Raw genomic sequence first — 15,669 nt, forward strand, 5'->3', positions numbered from 1 at the left:
TTACAATAATAGGTAAAAGTTTCATTTTGTCATTGTGCGATTTGTAATGATAAAAAGAGCGCTGTTATTAACGGGACTTAGATAAAAAAAAGACTAAAAAAGGTGATGAGAAAAAAGTCACTTAGTGAACAGACGGTGCTTTAACTCCAACTCTTCCCTTACCCAGAAAAATCAATAAAGGTAGTGAACCAAGAAAAACAATCCCCACAAAGCGGAAAACGTCTGCATAAGATAGAATCGCAGCTTGGGTATTAACCAATTGAGAAAGTGAAGATATTGCTTGTTGGTGGGCAGTTGTAGCATCAGAACCCCCATTCTGGAACAGTCCTGTCAAGTCATTCAGTCTTTGACTCGTTTGTAGGTCATAAGGTGTCAGTTTTGCTAACAAAATTGCACGGTGAAAAGACTGCCGTTGACTCAATAGTGTAGTCAAAATCGCAATCCCGATACTTCCGCCCAATTGACGACTCAGGTTATAAAAGCCAGATCCTGCCGATACCTCTTCTTTGGGAAGAGAACCCAGAGAGGCTAAACTCAGGGGTAAGAACATCAAAACTGTCGTAGCCCCACGCCAAATCAGAGGCCAAAATAAATCCTGTGTCCCAGTTTGGGGAGTGATCTTCGCCAGATCAAACATCACAGTAGCAGTTCCCACCGCGCCTAAACCAATTAAGATCCGAGCATCTACCTTACTGGAGATTTTACCCAGTAGAATCATCATGATGGCTGACGCTAAAGCACCCGGAGCAAGTAACCATCCCGTTTGTGTTGCTGAAAAGTGTAGCACTCCTTGAGCAAACAAGGGTACAGCGAATAAAGCTCCGTATAGTCCCATTCCCAGAATTCCAGAGTACAGGCTGCCGGCTGCTAAAGATTTATGGCGGAGTACCCGCAGGTCAACCGCTGGCGCTTTCGTACTCAATTCTCGCCAAATAAACAGAATTAGCCCAAAGAAACCCGATATTGCCAGAGTCGTGATCAAACCTGATTCAAACCAGCCTTCCTTTTCCCCTTCCTCTAAAAATGCCTGTAAACTACCTACCGCAATACACAACAGCGCAATCCCTGCCCAGTCAACTTTCTGCTGGCTTTGGGAGAGTTTCTTGGAGTCCGGTCTGAGGAACACAAGTGCCATAATCACAGCTACAATCCCAATGGGCAAATTAATAAAGAAAATCCACCGCCACCCTAATGTATCAGTTAAATAGCCGCCCAGGGTTGGACCGATGGCAGGCCCGGCAATCACCCCAACTCCAAACACCGATTGCGCTACACCCTGTTCCGATGGCGGAAAGGTTTCAAACAGAATCGCTTGGGCTTTTGCCAACAGTCCACCGCCACACAAGCCCTGAAGAATGCGGGCAGCCACCAGCATCGGCAAGTTGATGGATAGACCACACAATACCGAGGCCACCGTGAAACCAATCATGGAAAAAACAAAGTAGGTTTTCTTGCCGAAGAAGTCACCCAACCAAGCGGAGAGAGGAATCAATACCACGTTAGCGATCGCATAACCAGTCACGACCCAACCAATTTCTGTGATAGTTGCGCCTAGTGTTGTCTGTATATCTACCAAGGCAACGTTAACAATGCTAGTATCAATTACCTCTAAAATCGCCCCTAAAGATGCCGTCAGAGCGATCGCCCATTTGAGTGATCCCTGCACATACCCGGCGGCATCGTAGGGAGATTGTTTTAATCGTGATGAGGAATTACGGTTTGTAGACATTGTGGATTTACGTAGAGATAAATAAGCTGTTAAGCACCTAAATTTGATCATCCTAAAATTGTTAAATCTTGTGGGGTGGGCATCTTGCCCGCCAGACTTATACAAATTAAATGCACAACAGCTTAACCGGATTAGTATTATCTGGGCGTTGATGCCACTTGATCACTGGTGGTTATATTCACCGTGACCTTAACGCTTAATCCCGGTCTGAGCTTGTGTTGCGGGTCGGTGCTGGGATCAAATACCAGTCGAATAGGAACCCATTGCACAACCTTGTTGTAGTTGCCAGTGGCGTTATCAGGTGGAATCAAGGCAAAACTAGCTCCCGTTGCCGGACTGATACCTGCGATGGTGGCGTGGAAGGTTTCACCCGGATAAGCATCAACTTCCACCTCGGCTTTCTCACCAATTTGCAACTTGCCCAAGGCTGTCTCTTTAAAGTTGGCATCCACATAGACAGCATTAGTTTGCAGTGATACCACTGATAACAAAGGCTGTCCAGTTAGCACTTTTTGTCCTACCTGAGCAGTGAGTTGTCCCACATATCCGCTAATAGGTGCTTTCATCACCGTATAGTTCAACTGCTGCCGAGCCAGTTCTAGTGTGGCTTGAGCCTGTTTAAGTTGCGCCAGAGCTTGCTCCTGCTGATCCTTCTGTACGGTTACAGTCTGCCCAAATACAGACTTTTCAGCCACTTGCCCTTGAGCCGTTGCCACTTCTGCTCGTGCGCTTTGCTGTTGAGCTTGAGCATTTTTCACTTCTGCCTGAGATTGAGTAACCGTCTTTTTTGCTGCTGTCAATTCAGCTTGAGCATTCTCATAGGCTGCGCGAGCGGTATCTAATTGTTGCGCCGAAATTGCCCCTTCTCGATATAGTTGTTCATAGCGATGAAAATCAGCCTGTGTTCTGTTCACGGCTGTTTGTGCCTGAGTAACACCTGCCTGGTTGGTTTCAACCTTTGCTAAGGCTTGATTGATATTTGCTTGGGCTGCACTCACCGCCGAGGCTTTCGCGGCTAAATTTGACTGAGCCTGTTGCACCTGGGTAGGATTGGTTTGGCTGGTGATACTTACGGTATCTTTAGCCTCTTTTAATTGGGCTTGAGCCTCAGCCATTGCTGCTTCTGCTTGTTGCACTTTCAGGTTCAAATCTTGATCTTCCAGAATCAACAAGGATTGACCCGCTTTTACGTAATCGCCATCTTTGACCAATATCTGCTGTACTGTAGCTGGAATTTTGGCAGAAAGAGGAGACAGGTGTCCTTTAATCTGAGCATTTTCGGTGGAAACATGGGTATTTTGAAATTGCCACCACCGCACCCCGAAATTTGCTCCAACTGCAAGGGCAATTACACCAATCACCAGCAACAGTCCTCGACCGTATTTTTTACGGACTGTCTGCTGTTTTCCCCGTTCTTCCTTCACTTCATCCTTGACTATTTCATCAGTTGTTGCCTGACTATGGGATGAATCTTTATGGTGATGATTATCCTGTTCTAATTCGCCCAAAGTTAATTGGGATGTTTTCGCGGTGTTACCATTGGATGAATGGTGATTCCGTTGTCCGTTCTGACTTTCATTTGCATAACCTCTTTGTTGCTCATTCTGCTGGTTTTGAAACTCTGATTCTTCCAGTTTTATTTTGTGGAGAGCATGAATATCAATCGCATCAGGTTTGGTGATATGGTTTTGAATTGGGGGTCGCTTCATATATGTCTCAACTTAATTCAATTGCAATGGGATAAAGGAATTTCAATAGCGAAGGGGCAAACTAGCCATTTCTCTAGAACAGCACCTCTAGAGCAAGACTAGACTGCAAATAAATTTATTTACATTGAAGACAAAGTGCGGCTAGGAATAGACAATGTTGTCCCAATTCCTCGCACAAATAAGTCCACACAGCTTTCGATGTATTGCTCTCGGCTATAACCCCGTTCAACAAGGGAAACATAGCGGCGAATCATTCCCGATAGAAGTATGCCAGTGAACTGATCTACGGCTAGAGGCAGATCAACATCTGGACGGACGCTGCCTTTTTCAATACAGGTGTCTAGATAGGCAATTAGCTTTTCACGCAATGGTAGAAATGATTGCTGTAGAACCTCAACAGCTTCTGTGGGATGCCTCTGAGCTTCCCCAATAAACATCCGAAAGAGGGATTGATTCTCCTCCAGCATCTCATCGTAAAGCTGTGCATAATGCAGCAGATCCCTGTAGAGGTCATGAGTCCACTCCGCTTGGTGGGTAAGCACCTCAGTCAGTAATGCTGTAATGTGTTGAGCCACTGCTCTTAAAAGTTGCTCTTTGCTTTGAAAATGCCGGAATAAGGTAACTTCACTGACATCCGCCAGACGAGCAATCTCACGGGTTGTTGCCCCAACGTAGCCTTCCGTAGAAAATACTTCAATAGCGGCTTTCAATAGGCGATCTCGCGTTGCGGCTGTTCCTCGACTCGTTCGACTCATTATCCTTAATGTAAGTTAGTACTTACATAGTATAGCCTACCAAACTTATTTTGTTTTTAGACAAGTTGATAAAAGTCGCATGGTTTTGTATCCAAGTCAGGAAGTCACTCTTTTGGCTTAGGCATTCAAATATAAGGTGCGTGATATTTGAAATCTCAGGCTACGCAAACATAGCTATATCTCATATCAAAATTTATGATCAAACACGCTTAAACATGAATTGAAAGAATTTTGATTAATTATGTTTAATTCAATCAGCAAAATTGGCGTATTTTTGGACTAAGTTATGGAATATAGATAAATCCTCCACTTTTAGGAGAACTAGCTGCACCAATCTAAATCAATGCCCATAGCAGGTTAAACTAGGTCTGGTGACAGCCGCTCCACCGTTCCTTATGAGGCTTTTATGGGAGCTAATCTGAAACAGATAGCCAATTACTTAGACAACCTTGGCTGGGAATACCGTTTTGATGATGATGAAGACAGGATTATTACAGGTGTAGAAGCTGAAAACCTAGAAGATTTTCTGATAGTTGTCCAGTTGGATGAACAGGGAAAATTTTTCCGAGTTTTTGCACCTCAAGTTCTGGCTGGAGTTAAAGAGCATCCTCACAAAGCATCTATCCTCCAGACAATGCTGGCCATTTCTTGGGAAACCAAAATGCTGCAATGGGAGTATGATCCATCCGACGGAGAAATTCGCGCCATTATTGAGTTTCCCCTAGAAGACTCAATTCTCACAGAAAGACAATTTCACCGTTGTTTGAGTGGATTAATTCAGATTGTTGACAGCATAGCCTTACCCCGCCTACAACAGGTGATGGTAACAGGTAAAGACCCAGGTAATATAGAACTCGGTGAAAGACTGTTACTCAGTATTCAGGAAGAAGCCCCCGGATTACTGGATTTGCTAGAAAAGGCAATGGAAGCTCGGAAAAAACGGGGAAGTTTTCCGAATGAGTGAGGCGGATTATCACTGAAATAGCTATACTCCAAAGTGATACCCTCACTATATACTAAAATTTTTTAGGGCTGGATTTTATGACATCCTATGCAACCTCCTCAGCCAAAGCGGAAATGAGTGAACTCCGTCGGTTGAAAAGCTTACTACCACCAGAATTACAAAGTTGGGTCACGGTTGAAGGCACAACTGAGGTTAATCCACCCCTGGTCCGCTGCGAAGAAATTGGTAAAGACCAAGTAGAAATTCAAATCGACTTGGTGAAATGGGATGCTTTAGCAATGGATCAGCGTAATCTCCTGTTCTGGCACGAAGTGGCTCGCGTTCAAAATGATACAATTCCCAAAGATGGTTGGGAAATGGCAGCACTGGCGATTGGATTAGGTGGTGCTGTGGGTGAATTATGGGTACAAGATGGATTGCTGCTGGTGTTAGCTTTGGCGCTGTGTGGCGTTTCTGGTTGGCGACTCTATCAAAAAAATAACGGAGACAAGCAACTCAAAGAAATACTCGATGCAGACGAAAAAGCGATCGCACTAGCAACTCGTTTTGGTTACAGTCTCCCCAACGCCTACAAGAGTTTAGGTAGTGCTTTGAAAACCTTAGTTGAAAACACTCCTAGCAAGCGTCAGCGTTCTCGATATGAAGCCAGATTATCTGCCCTTAAACGCAGCGCCAACAAAGCCAAAACCAAATCTAGATCCACAGATGAGACTGGTATCTAGAACCTAGAAACTAAGTGGGTTTGGTGACACCCAACCCACAAAAAAGTAGATGAATATTTGAATTTGGTCTTTCATGGCATTGAAAATAGTTACCCGTCTTGAGTCGGCAACCTTGTCGCTGTCGAAGCTTCATCATGTATTCTTTCAAAAAAATTTTGTTTTTTTGCTTCTTAACAGCATTATCAATAAGCATAATTGTATGCGCTCCTATCAAAGGCTCAACACAACAAATAATAAGTAAAGCATTTCCACCCGAAAAACAATATCAAAAACAACATCTTGTGGTGGGAAGTGAACTTGACTATCCTCCCTACGCTCTAGTTAATTCTCAGGGTAAAGCTGACGGATTTAGTGTTGATCTGATCAAGGCAGTTGCTGAAGTGATGGATCTAGAACTGGAATTTAAAGTCAAACCTTGGAACGAAATTCGCACCAACTTAGAAAAGGGAGAAATTGATGTTTTACCATTAGTCTCTTATAACCCAGAACGCGCTCGTGTATTCGATTTTTCTGCACCTCATACTATCGCGTATGCAGCAGCTTTTGCTCGCAAAGGAAGCCCCAGAATTAATTCGATTGATGACTTACGAGATCAAAAAATTATTGTCATGAAATCCGATTGGACTCATGACTATTTACACAGAAAAAATATATCTCCAAACTTAATTCTGGTAAAAGATTTGGCTGATGCACTCCGTCTGCTGGCTTCAGGAAAATACGATTATGTCTTTGCTCCCATGCTTCCTGGCTTACTTTTAGTCAAACAACTGCACTTATCTAATATAGGAGTAGCTGGTAAACCTATTCAGGTAGAGAATAATGATTTTTCATTTGCAGTGAAAAAAGGTAATACTAAATTACTTTTTATTCTGAATCAGGGACTGCAAATTATCAAAACTAATGGTAAGTATGATCAAATCTACGATAAATGGTTTGGTGAAGTAGCTCCCAGAGGTATGGATCAAGAAGAAGTTATTAAATTAATTAGAAATATTGGAATTGCATCTGCTGTGCTTGCTTTTGGTATTCTGGCATGGTCCTTTTCACTAAAAAGAAAAGTTTATTTTCGTACCCTAGAATTAGAAAAACAAATAGCTCAACGCATAAAAGTAGAAATGGAACTCCGTCAAACCCTGCAAATCAAGGATGAATTAGCCAAAACTGCTACAGCGCAAGCAACTCAAATCGAACAAGCTATGAAAGAGCTAAGGCAGACCCAATCTCAACTGATTCACACAGAAAAAATGTTAAGTTTAGGGCAACTTGTTGGCGGACTTGCCCATGAAATTAATAATCCTATTAGTTTTATATATGGTAATTTATCACATCTACGAAATTATCATCAAAATTTAGTTAGATTGATTCAATCTTATCAGCAATATTACCCTGATCCACCAGAATGGTTGCAAAAAGATTTGGAAGAAATAGAGCTAGATTTTGTAATTGAAGATGGGAATAAGATACTTAAATCTATGGAATTGGGGAGTGAACGTATTCGAGATATTGTCCTTTCTCTGCGTAATTTCTCAAGACTTAATGAAGCTGAAGTTAAACAAGTTGATATCCATAAAGGCATTGACAGTACACTAGTAATTTTGCAAAATAGCCTCAGAATTAAACCTAATTATCCAGAGATTAAAGTCATTAAAAATTATGGTCAAATTCCCCCAGTGGAATGTTACCCTGGACAATTAAATCAGGTATATCTCAACCTTTTAACAAATGCAATATACGCCTTAGAAGAGAAATTTAAACAGGAAGAATTAACAATTAAAAATCAAAATAATTTAGATGGTAAATTGGATAATTATCATATTTGGATTAACACAGAGTTAGTTAATAACAATCTTGTAAAAATTAACATTGCTGATAATGGCTGTGGAATTTCTGAAGAAGTACATAAACATATCTTTGACCCATTTTTTACGACTAAACCTGTCGGGAAAGGAACAGGGCTGGGTTTATCTATCAGCTACCAAATAGTGACGGTAAAACATGGCGGCAAATTGTGGTGTAATTCCACACCTGGAAAAGGAACTCAATTTGTGATTGAAATTCCTATGCATTTATAGCAGGTCACAGGGAGAACAGGTTTGTCTGTACTTCCCAGTCACCAGTCCCCATTAATTTACAACTGCTTGAGCATTTTATGGGTCTGGGGAATCACCCGCACTTGTTTAACAAACTTCTTCATCAAAGTTTGCCATGCTAAAATTTGGTCTGGAGAAGGAGCTACAACAGGTACTTGACTGAATTGTTCCGATTCCGCCAAAGGTGTCACAGGTTGCAGAAATATAGGGATATCCTGAGATATACCAGCTACTAATAAAGCAGAACGTTCCAATTCATCAGGATCTGTCCTTTGAGAGACAATTATTTTCACAAAAACCTCTAAATTTGCGTCAAAGCATAGTTGGAGGGATTTTTGGTGTTCTGTCCAATGACTTTCACCACTCACACTAGGCAGTTTTAAATCCATGCCTACAGAGTCAATGTATGGAAGAATTATAGCCAATTGCTCTGGGCGATGTCCGCCTGTTTCCAAATATATAGGTAGATGGGTAAGCGATCGCACAGAGGGTAAAAATTGCGCCAAAAATGGGGCATGAAGAAGTGGTTCTCCCCCCGTTAAGCTGATGCTATCGTGTAGAGAAGGTAAATTTTGCCTTTCCACCCATTCGATTAAAATAGCTAGTGAGACCGGATTAGAATGAAGTTCAAAATCTCGTAATCCAGGTGAACGCTCTATCTTACACACAGAAGGTGCATTCCATGTATGGGCGCTATCGCAAAAGTGACAACGCAAGTCACAAAGACCAAAGCGAATAAAAATCTGACGTGTCCCGACATTCAGTCCTTCCCCTTGAATAGCAGAAAAAACTTCAACCAGGCGTGCGGTAGGTTTAACTCTAGTGTTAGCAATCATGGGATGATATATGGCAGCGCGATCGCACCGATTTGGCACAACAGCAAGTATGTTTTAGCTTCTTGTTCCATTGTGAACCCTCGCTGACGATCTCTCATCTCTGAGCTAAAAACTAGCCACTTGTCCTTAATCCTACTGTTTAAAAATTAGGTTAAGTAATTTTCTCGGACAAAACAATGTTTGGCAGATTAGATTTAGATGGCAACTAAAGTGCATAGCTTCATGAGTAGCCAACCCACAGAGGCAGATTTCCCTGTTACTTACCTGAACGACACAGCGACAGTGCAAGTGTCTACACGTCTGAGCGTGCTTGAGGCTGTCGGCTTTAAGCAAACCTGCCAAAACTTAATCCAAGCTGATTCAAAACCTCAGGAAATTGTCATTGACTTCCAAAATACTACCTTTATGGATAGTAGTGGATTAGGGGCTTTGGTAAGTAATTTAAAATATGCCCAGGAAAAAGGAACCGCATTCGCACTTCGTAATGTTACTCCCCAAGTCATGGCAGTGCTAAACCTGACAGGATTAGATCAGGTATTTTCTATTGAGTCTCTAAACAGCGTCGAACCAATAGAATCTATTCAGCCTGGAGATAGCCGGAAAAACGTGGTGAGGAAAGTAGATCCGCTACCCCAAACTCATCCTTCTGTGGCCTCGTGGATGAAAAGGTTGATTGATATAGTCGGCTCATTGGTAGGTTTAGTGATTACAGGGTTTTTATTCATTCCGATTGCGATCGCTATTCAAGTCAACGATCCCGGACCAATTTTCTTCCGTCAAATTCGTTGCGGTTGGATGGGTAAACATTTTGCTATTTGGAAATTTCGCTCTATGTGCGTGGATGCGGAAGCGAAAAAATCTCAGGTCAAAAATCAGGTCGCAGGTGCTTTCTTTAAAAATGAGAACGATCCCAGAATTACAAAGGTAGGTCGTTTTCTACGACGCACAAGTCTGGATGAATTACCTCAATTTTGGAACGTCCTCAAAGGCGAAATGAGCTTGGTTGGCACTCGTCCACCTACCCCTGATGAAGTAGAACGTTATGAAGTACCTGAGTGGCAACGTTTGGATGTTAAACCTGGCATGACAGGCGAATGGCAAGTAAACGGACGCTCTACAGTCCGCAGTTTTGAGGATGTAATTCGCTTAGATTTGCAGTATCAAAAAAATTGGACTTTAGTTTACGATTTAAGGCTGATTCTCAAAACCATAACCATATTGTTTAACAAAAACAGTGGGGCTGTTTAACAGTTATCAGTTTGATTACACTTAACTAAAGCTCTTCAAAAATAAGGTTTCCGGCATTGGTGGCGGCTCTAAATCCCCCCACCTTTATGTCCTCATCACTGTTCGCTGTTGAAGCTAAAACTACCAAATTTAACTTCTAAAATTTACCCAAGTCTTTGTTATGGCTTTGGGTAAATTTTGCTTTTATGGCAGTTGACAATCAGTTTAATTGTTATTCTTTAAAAAGCTGATATCAAAATTTACATAATCTTCAACGAAAAGTTACTGACAAGAAAGAAGTATAAAGAGACAATGATATATTATGCTCTAAAGTGACTTTGAAGACAAATACTGACTCTCATTTAACAAAAAACCAGGGAACTCCGACTGAGTTGTTATGCGGATTTTAATCTATTCCTACAATTACCACCCAGAGCCTATTGGTATTGCCCCACTAATGACTGAATTAGCAGAGGGACTAGTGAAGCGTGGACACCAAGTACGCGTAGTCACAGCTATGCCTAACTACCCTGAACGTCAAATTTATCAAGAATATCGCGGTAAATTTTATGTGACCGAACATAAAAATGGTGTTCAAATTCAACGCAGTTATGTATGGATTCGTCCACAGCCCAACCTGTTAGATCGGGTGATGCTAGATGGTAGTTTTGTGATCACCAGCTTTTTTCCAGCAATTATCGGCTGGCGGCCAGATGTCATTCTTTCTACATCTCCATCTCTGCCAGTGTGCGTACCTGCTGCACTTTTAGGATGGTTACGCGCCTGTCCAGTGATCTTAAATCTACAAGACATATTACCAGAAGCCGCTATCCACGTCGGCTTGCTAAAAAATAAATTACTGATCAAAATATTTACAGAATTAGAAAAATTTGCTTACGCCTCGGCCACAAAAATTAGCGTTATTACTGAGGGATTTGTAGAAAACTTGATCTCAAAGAGTGTACCAGCTGACAAAATTATCCAAATTCCCAACTGGGTTGACGTGAATTTTATCAGCCCATTACCAAAAGAGGATAACCCTTTCCGTGCTGTACATAACCTAAATGGGAAATTTGTGGTCTTATATTCAGGGAATATCGCCCTCACACAAGGCTTAGAAACAGTTATTAAAGCTGCGGTCAAACTACGTGATATTACAGAAATTGCGTTGGTAATTGTTGGTGAAGCCAAAGGGTTACAGCGTTTACAACAACAATGTTTAGACTGGGGTGCTGATAACGTTTTATTATTACCCTTTCAAGCCCGTAAAGATTTACCACAAATGTTGGCAGCAGCAGATGTAGGTTTGGTAGTGCAGAAGAAAAATGTCATATCTTTTAATATGCCCTCCAAAATTCAAGTATTACTTGCCAGCGGCAGCGCATTAGTAGGATCTGTACCTGAAAATGGTACAGCAGCTAGAGCAATTAAACAAAGCGGTGGTGGACTTATTGTTCCTCCAGAAGACCCCCAAGCCTTAGCTACAGCAATTTTAGACCTCTATCACAACCCAGAAAAGGTAAAAACTCTGGGTGAGAAGAGTCGTCAATATGCTGTGGAGAATTATTCTTTTGAGCAAGCTTTAAATCAGTATGAGTCGTTGTGTTACTCTTTAACCGCAGACGGTAAAGCAATTCAGCCTAAAGTAGTCAGAAAACAGGAAGTTTAACCAACTATTACCAGAAAGCCCAAAGCAAGCGGTTGCATTTTCCATTCCCTACTGGCATAGCCAATTGCAGAGAAGCATAACTAGTGCATTGGTCAAAAATTTTCTAAACGTCAGAAAAAGTAGCAACCTAAGCAGCTAATTGTCAGACTTGTCCCATAAACACCTATTTTTTTGTTAGTATTCAAAAAAACGTCATCATAAATTAGCAGTTAGTTTGCTTATCAAAAATAAGCAACTGGAACAAGTTCTTATAAAAGGAAAAAAGCACCTGAGGTTGAATGACTGATTATTTCCAAGGAAATTTCCCATTACAATCTGTCCCTCTGACAAAGAATACAGTAAGCAGTTCAATAGCTGAAACAGAAGAGGTGAGTGAAAAACTGGCTAGAACCATTGCCGAAGCAGGATCGGAACGCAAAGCAGGTGAGATTTTATTGCTCAAAGTAGCAGATGTCTCTTACCTGTCAGATTATTTTGTGATGATGACTGGCTATTCTAGAGTACAAGTAAGAGCGATCGCTCAATCAATTGAGGCCAAAGTCGAAAGCGACCTGCAACGCCGCCCCTTAAGGACAGAAGGAAAAGCTGAAGGAAGTTGGGTGCTACAAGATTATGGCGACGTGATTGTTCACATTATGATGCCCAAAGAACGAGAGTTTTATAATTTAGAAGCGTTCTGGATTCATGCAGAACGGATTTCGCTACCAAACTCCGATGACGGTGAGGATAAGCCAAAATGATGAGATCCTCGGTTTCTAATTGCCCCGTTCCTACAGAGCAACAACCGCTTAATGAATACGAAGAGCTAAAAAACTCCTGGCTATTTCGAGATAGCATCTTAAGCAGGCGCGGGTATCTGACAAAAATATTTTGGATTTGGGGTTGGTCATGGCTGGTAGCAGGCCCAGTAGCTGCGGCCAGCTTTCCTCCACATAAGTATATTGTTCATTTTCTCCTCTGTGGAGCCGCAACGGCCAGTTTAGGGGTAGTGTTGGTATTGGTGCGGTTGTATTTAGGCTGGTACTATGTACGCGATCGCCTTTACAGTCAGACAGTCTTTTATGAAGAATCAGGCTGGTATGACGGACAAACCTGGACAAAACCCCAAGAAGTCATCTCCCGCGATCGCTTGATTGTCTCCTACGAAATTAAACCCATCCTCCAACGCCTACAATTTACCTTTGCTGGCCTAGCTCTTATGTATCTTATTGGTACTATAATTTGGCATTTCTCGTAAATAGTTAGTCATCAGTAGTAAAACAATTGATCACTAACACTGACCATTTGGTTTCACCAGTCGCACTCTTTCCAGAAAGCAAGCTACATGGGAGAAACCTGATGTTCCCTGCGCTATCTCAACACTGACAATTCACAAATTATAAATATAAACCCATGACAATGGGAAAACGAACTCAAGCCACAGCACTGGAAGTCCGGTTGCTGCGGGAAGGTATTATCGAATCTCGGCATATAGTCCAGGCTGTTGTCAGCGATGAACGGGGACGGACTCTTTCTGTCGCTGGCAATGCTGAAACAGCCGCCTTTGTCCGTTCTGCCCTCAAACCATTTCAAGCCCTGGCTGTCACCACCACAGGTACACTGGAACGCTATGAACTCAGCGATCGCGACTTAGCAATTATCACCAGTTCCCACAAAGGCAGCATAGAACAGGTACGGCAGGTATTTAACATTATGTGGCGGGCTGATCTTGACCCCACTATGCTCCAATGTCCCATTCCTCAAGGTAAAAACAGTCCTTTAGAATATAACTGCTCTGGTAAACACGCGGGAATGTTAGCCGTTTGTCAGCAACGTCATTGGCCTTTAACTAGCTACTTGGATCGTAAACACCCAGTCCAGCAGTTAATTATCACCAAAGTGGCAGAATTGCTAAGAATGCCAGCAGAAGAATTTCTCACCGCCCATGATGACTGTGGCGCACCCACATATTTGATGCAACTCAGTCAAATGGCATCTTTATATGCTGTGCTGGCCTCCAGCAATAACTTGGACATGGAACGCATTGTCCGCGCCATGAACCATCATCCCAACATGGTAGCTGGAGAAGGGGAATTTGACACCGAATTGATGCGCCTAGCTCCCAGCGAACTTGTCAGCAAAGCTGGAGCAGAAGGTGTGCAGTGCATCGGCCGACTTGGTGAAGGCATGGGATTGGCAATTAAAGTCATGGATGGTGCTAAACGGGCAAAATATGCCGTCGCCATTCACCTGTTGCAACAACTGGGCTGGATTACTCCCAGCGTTGCCCAGAGCCTATCTGAGAAGTTTATGAACCTTGGAAAATACAAGCGTTTAGAAGTAATTGGAGAATTATCGTTTTTATAGTTGACAAACTTTTGACTTCGAGTTATATTGAATAAGTCGAGAGACAAAAGCAACGCGGGATAGAGCAGCCTGGTAGCTCGTCGGGCTCAAGACTTAAGATTAACTAAACGCTTATCAGTTAGTCTTGTATTGGGCGGCACACGAAGTAACTTGTGTGTGTTTATCTGTCAAACTCGGGGAAGCCAATAGCGCGGTAATCCCGAACCAAGCTCCAGAAATGGAGAAGGTGTAGAGACTGGGAGGCAGACACCCTAACGTTAATGACGAGGGTGAAGGGACAGTCCAGACCACAAACTAGTTTAACTAGGCAACGAAAGTTGTAGTTGGTAAGCATAACCCGAAGGTCAGTGGTTCAAATCCACTTCCCGCCACCAAATTAAAAAACGAAACCCTGTAATCTTAATTGATTATGGGGTTTTATTTTAGTTATCAGATGTTTTATTTAATTAGTTGTTATATCTCTGGTGATAAGTTCCAAATAGGATATACGATGCTTAAAATAAATTGACAAAACTCAAGTTATTATAATCAAAGAAGTTATTAACAATTAGTTAATTATGAAAGTAACATTTAGCTTTGTACCACCTGGTGGAGGAGAAGCAAATTATGAGTTGGAATTTGACCTTCCAGCAATTCCTCAACCAGGGGATTATATTAAAATAATGCGCGATAGTGAAGAGGGAGAAGAAAGTTTTATTGTTCGCAGAACTTGGTGGAATCTTAATAGCAGCAAGAGTGGAAATAATCTGAAAAATATCGTTGTAGAAGCGGAATTTGCTGAAGGAGCATTTATGGATTCTGCTTCACATAAATTGAGTTTAGAGACTTATGCTAGTCGTGGTTTCAAAGTAAAGACTTTCGATAAATCCACATACTAAAGTCTAAAACAGTAACAATAAAAATTAGTTAGGGTAGCGATTTTTTTGTATTATTGCTACTCTTTTATTACTGAATTTAATGTGTAAGATATGTAATTTATAATTTTTTAATTATATATAATAGCAATCCTAAATCATTATTATTTTGCAAATGGACACAAAGCTGAGAGGAGACATAAGTAATTGGACAAAAATATTTACAGTCATTGCGAGTGAAGCGAAGCAATCCCAGCCCTTGCGATTGCGTCATTCCACTGCGTTCCATTCGCAATGACATTGTGTAATTAATTCTGTCCTAGTACTTAGCAGAACAAGCAGCTATTCTTCATGCTTTAAAACGTGGTTGGGGAGTTTTAAAACCTGTTGGGGATAGACTACCTTACGATTTAGTATTTGACGTTGGGGGAAATTTAATTAAAATACAAGTCAAATATGCTTGGTTTGATGAACCTTCTGGTAATTATGTGGTAGATAATCGCCGCACGAAAACAAATAGACGGATAATGGTTAGAGATGTTTATCATTTGTCAGACTTTGATTTTGCGTTAGCATATGTAGAAAATCTTGACTTGTTTTATATTTTTCCTGTGGATATTTTCATTAGCTATGGAAGTGAAATACATCTTGTAGAGGCTGAAAAAAGACAGTGCAAACCTCGTTCGGCAGAATATCGCAATGCTTGGGAATTAATTATAAATAATTCAACTTTAGGTGAATGCTAATTATTGTATTCTATTCAAAAAT

Annotated in this window: 13 protein-coding genes and 1 pseudogene; 10 read left to right on the forward strand and 4 right to left on the reverse strand. The window is 41.6% G+C overall.

Annotated features, from left to right (window positions below):
* Positions 1-121: 121 nt before the first annotated feature.
* The 3 genes from ANA7108_RS0121780 to ANA7108_RS0121790 all read right to left on the reverse strand — a co-directional run bounded on the left by ANA7108_RS0121780 (position 122) and on the right by ANA7108_RS0121790 (position 4,193).
* Positions 122-1,729, reverse strand: a complete 1,608-nt coding sequence (locus tag ANA7108_RS0121780; RefSeq protein ID WP_026104375.1) for a DHA2 family efflux MFS transporter permease subunit — start codon at positions 1,727-1,729, stop codon at positions 122-124.
* Positions 1,730-1,866: 137 nt separating this feature from the next.
* Positions 1,867-3,438: an HlyD family secretion protein gene (locus ANA7108_RS0121785; protein ID WP_016952950.1), complete on the reverse strand. Its 1,572-nt coding sequence runs from the start codon at positions 3,436-3,438 to the stop codon at positions 1,867-1,869.
* A gap of 119 nt (positions 3,439-3,557) precedes the next feature.
* Positions 3,558-4,193, reverse strand: a complete 636-nt coding sequence (locus ANA7108_RS0121790; protein WP_016952951.1) for a TetR/AcrR family transcriptional regulator — start codon at positions 4,191-4,193, stop codon at positions 3,558-3,560.
* A gap of 406 nt (positions 4,194-4,599) precedes the next feature.
* Between ANA7108_RS0121790 and ANA7108_RS0121795 the strand changes: the two genes are divergently transcribed.
* The 3 genes from ANA7108_RS0121795 to ANA7108_RS28310 all read left to right on the forward strand — a co-directional run bounded on the left by ANA7108_RS0121795 (position 4,600) and on the right by ANA7108_RS28310 (position 7,951).
* A complete protein-coding gene (locus ANA7108_RS0121795; RefSeq protein WP_016952952.1) occupies positions 4,600-5,157 on the forward strand; it encodes a hypothetical protein in 558 nt (185 codons plus the stop codon).
* A gap of 77 nt (positions 5,158-5,234) precedes the next feature.
* Complete coding sequence (locus ANA7108_RS0121800) at positions 5,235-5,879, forward strand: DUF3318 domain-containing protein (protein ID WP_016952953.1); 645 nt, start codon at positions 5,235-5,237, stop codon at positions 5,877-5,879.
* 134 nt (positions 5,880-6,013) lie between these two features.
* Complete coding sequence (locus ANA7108_RS28310; protein ID WP_016952954.1) at positions 6,014-7,951, forward strand: transporter substrate-binding domain-containing protein; 1,938 nt, start codon at positions 6,014-6,016, stop codon at positions 7,949-7,951.
* Between the two features lie 56 nt (positions 7,952-8,007).
* Here ANA7108_RS28310 and ANA7108_RS0121810 read toward each other — a convergent pair whose 3' ends face one another.
* Positions 8,008-8,805 (reverse strand): 7-carboxy-7-deazaguanine synthase QueE, encoded by a 798-nt coding sequence (locus tag ANA7108_RS0121810; protein WP_016952955.1) that lies wholly within the window; start codon positions 8,803-8,805, stop codon positions 8,008-8,010.
* Positions 8,806-9,003: 198 nt separating this feature from the next.
* On the opposite strand from ANA7108_RS0121810, the gene ANA7108_RS0121815 reads away from it, so the two are divergent.
* The 7 genes and pseudogenes from ANA7108_RS0121815 to ANA7108_RS27800 all read left to right on the forward strand — a co-directional run.
* Positions 9,004-10,053 (forward strand): anti-sigma factor antagonist, encoded by a 1,050-nt coding sequence (locus ANA7108_RS0121815; RefSeq protein ID WP_016952956.1) that lies wholly within the window; start codon positions 9,004-9,006, stop codon positions 10,051-10,053.
* Positions 10,054-10,429: 376 nt separating this feature from the next.
* Positions 10,430-11,701: a glycosyltransferase family 4 protein gene (locus tag ANA7108_RS0121820; RefSeq protein ID WP_016952957.1), complete on the forward strand. Its 1,272-nt coding sequence runs from the start codon at positions 10,430-10,432 to the stop codon at positions 11,699-11,701.
* Between the two features lie 278 nt (positions 11,702-11,979).
* Positions 11,980-12,441 carry a ribosome silencing factor gene (gene rsfS / locus ANA7108_RS0121825; RefSeq protein ID WP_016952958.1) on the forward strand — a complete coding sequence of 154 codons (462 nt, stop codon included), beginning with the start codon at positions 11,980-11,982 and terminating at the stop codon, positions 12,439-12,441.
* Positions 12,438-12,938 carry a CGLD27 family protein gene (locus tag ANA7108_RS0121830; protein WP_016952959.1) on the forward strand — a complete coding sequence of 167 codons (501 nt, stop codon included), beginning with the start codon at positions 12,438-12,440 and terminating at the stop codon, positions 12,936-12,938. Before rsfS ends, ANA7108_RS0121830 begins: the two co-directional genes overlap by 4 nt.
* Positions 12,939-13,093: 155 nt before the next feature.
* Positions 13,094-14,047, forward strand: a complete 954-nt coding sequence (locus ANA7108_RS0121835) for an asparaginase (RefSeq protein ID WP_016952960.1) — start codon at positions 13,094-13,096, stop codon at positions 14,045-14,047.
* Between the two features lie 557 nt (positions 14,048-14,604).
* A complete protein-coding gene (locus ANA7108_RS0121840; RefSeq protein ID WP_016952961.1) occupies positions 14,605-14,925 on the forward strand; it encodes a hypothetical protein in 321 nt (106 codons plus the stop codon).
* Between the two features lie 317 nt (positions 14,926-15,242).
* Positions 15,243-15,647 (forward strand): annotated as a pseudogene (locus ANA7108_RS27800) (group I intron-associated PD-(D/E)XK endonuclease); the annotation flags it as partial.
* Positions 15,648-15,669 lie beyond the last annotated feature (22 nt).

Source organism: Anabaena sp. PCC 7108 (assembly GCF_000332135.1).
In the GTDB taxonomy this organism is placed as follows: domain Bacteria; phylum Cyanobacteriota; class Cyanobacteriia; order Cyanobacteriales; family Nostocaceae; genus Anabaena.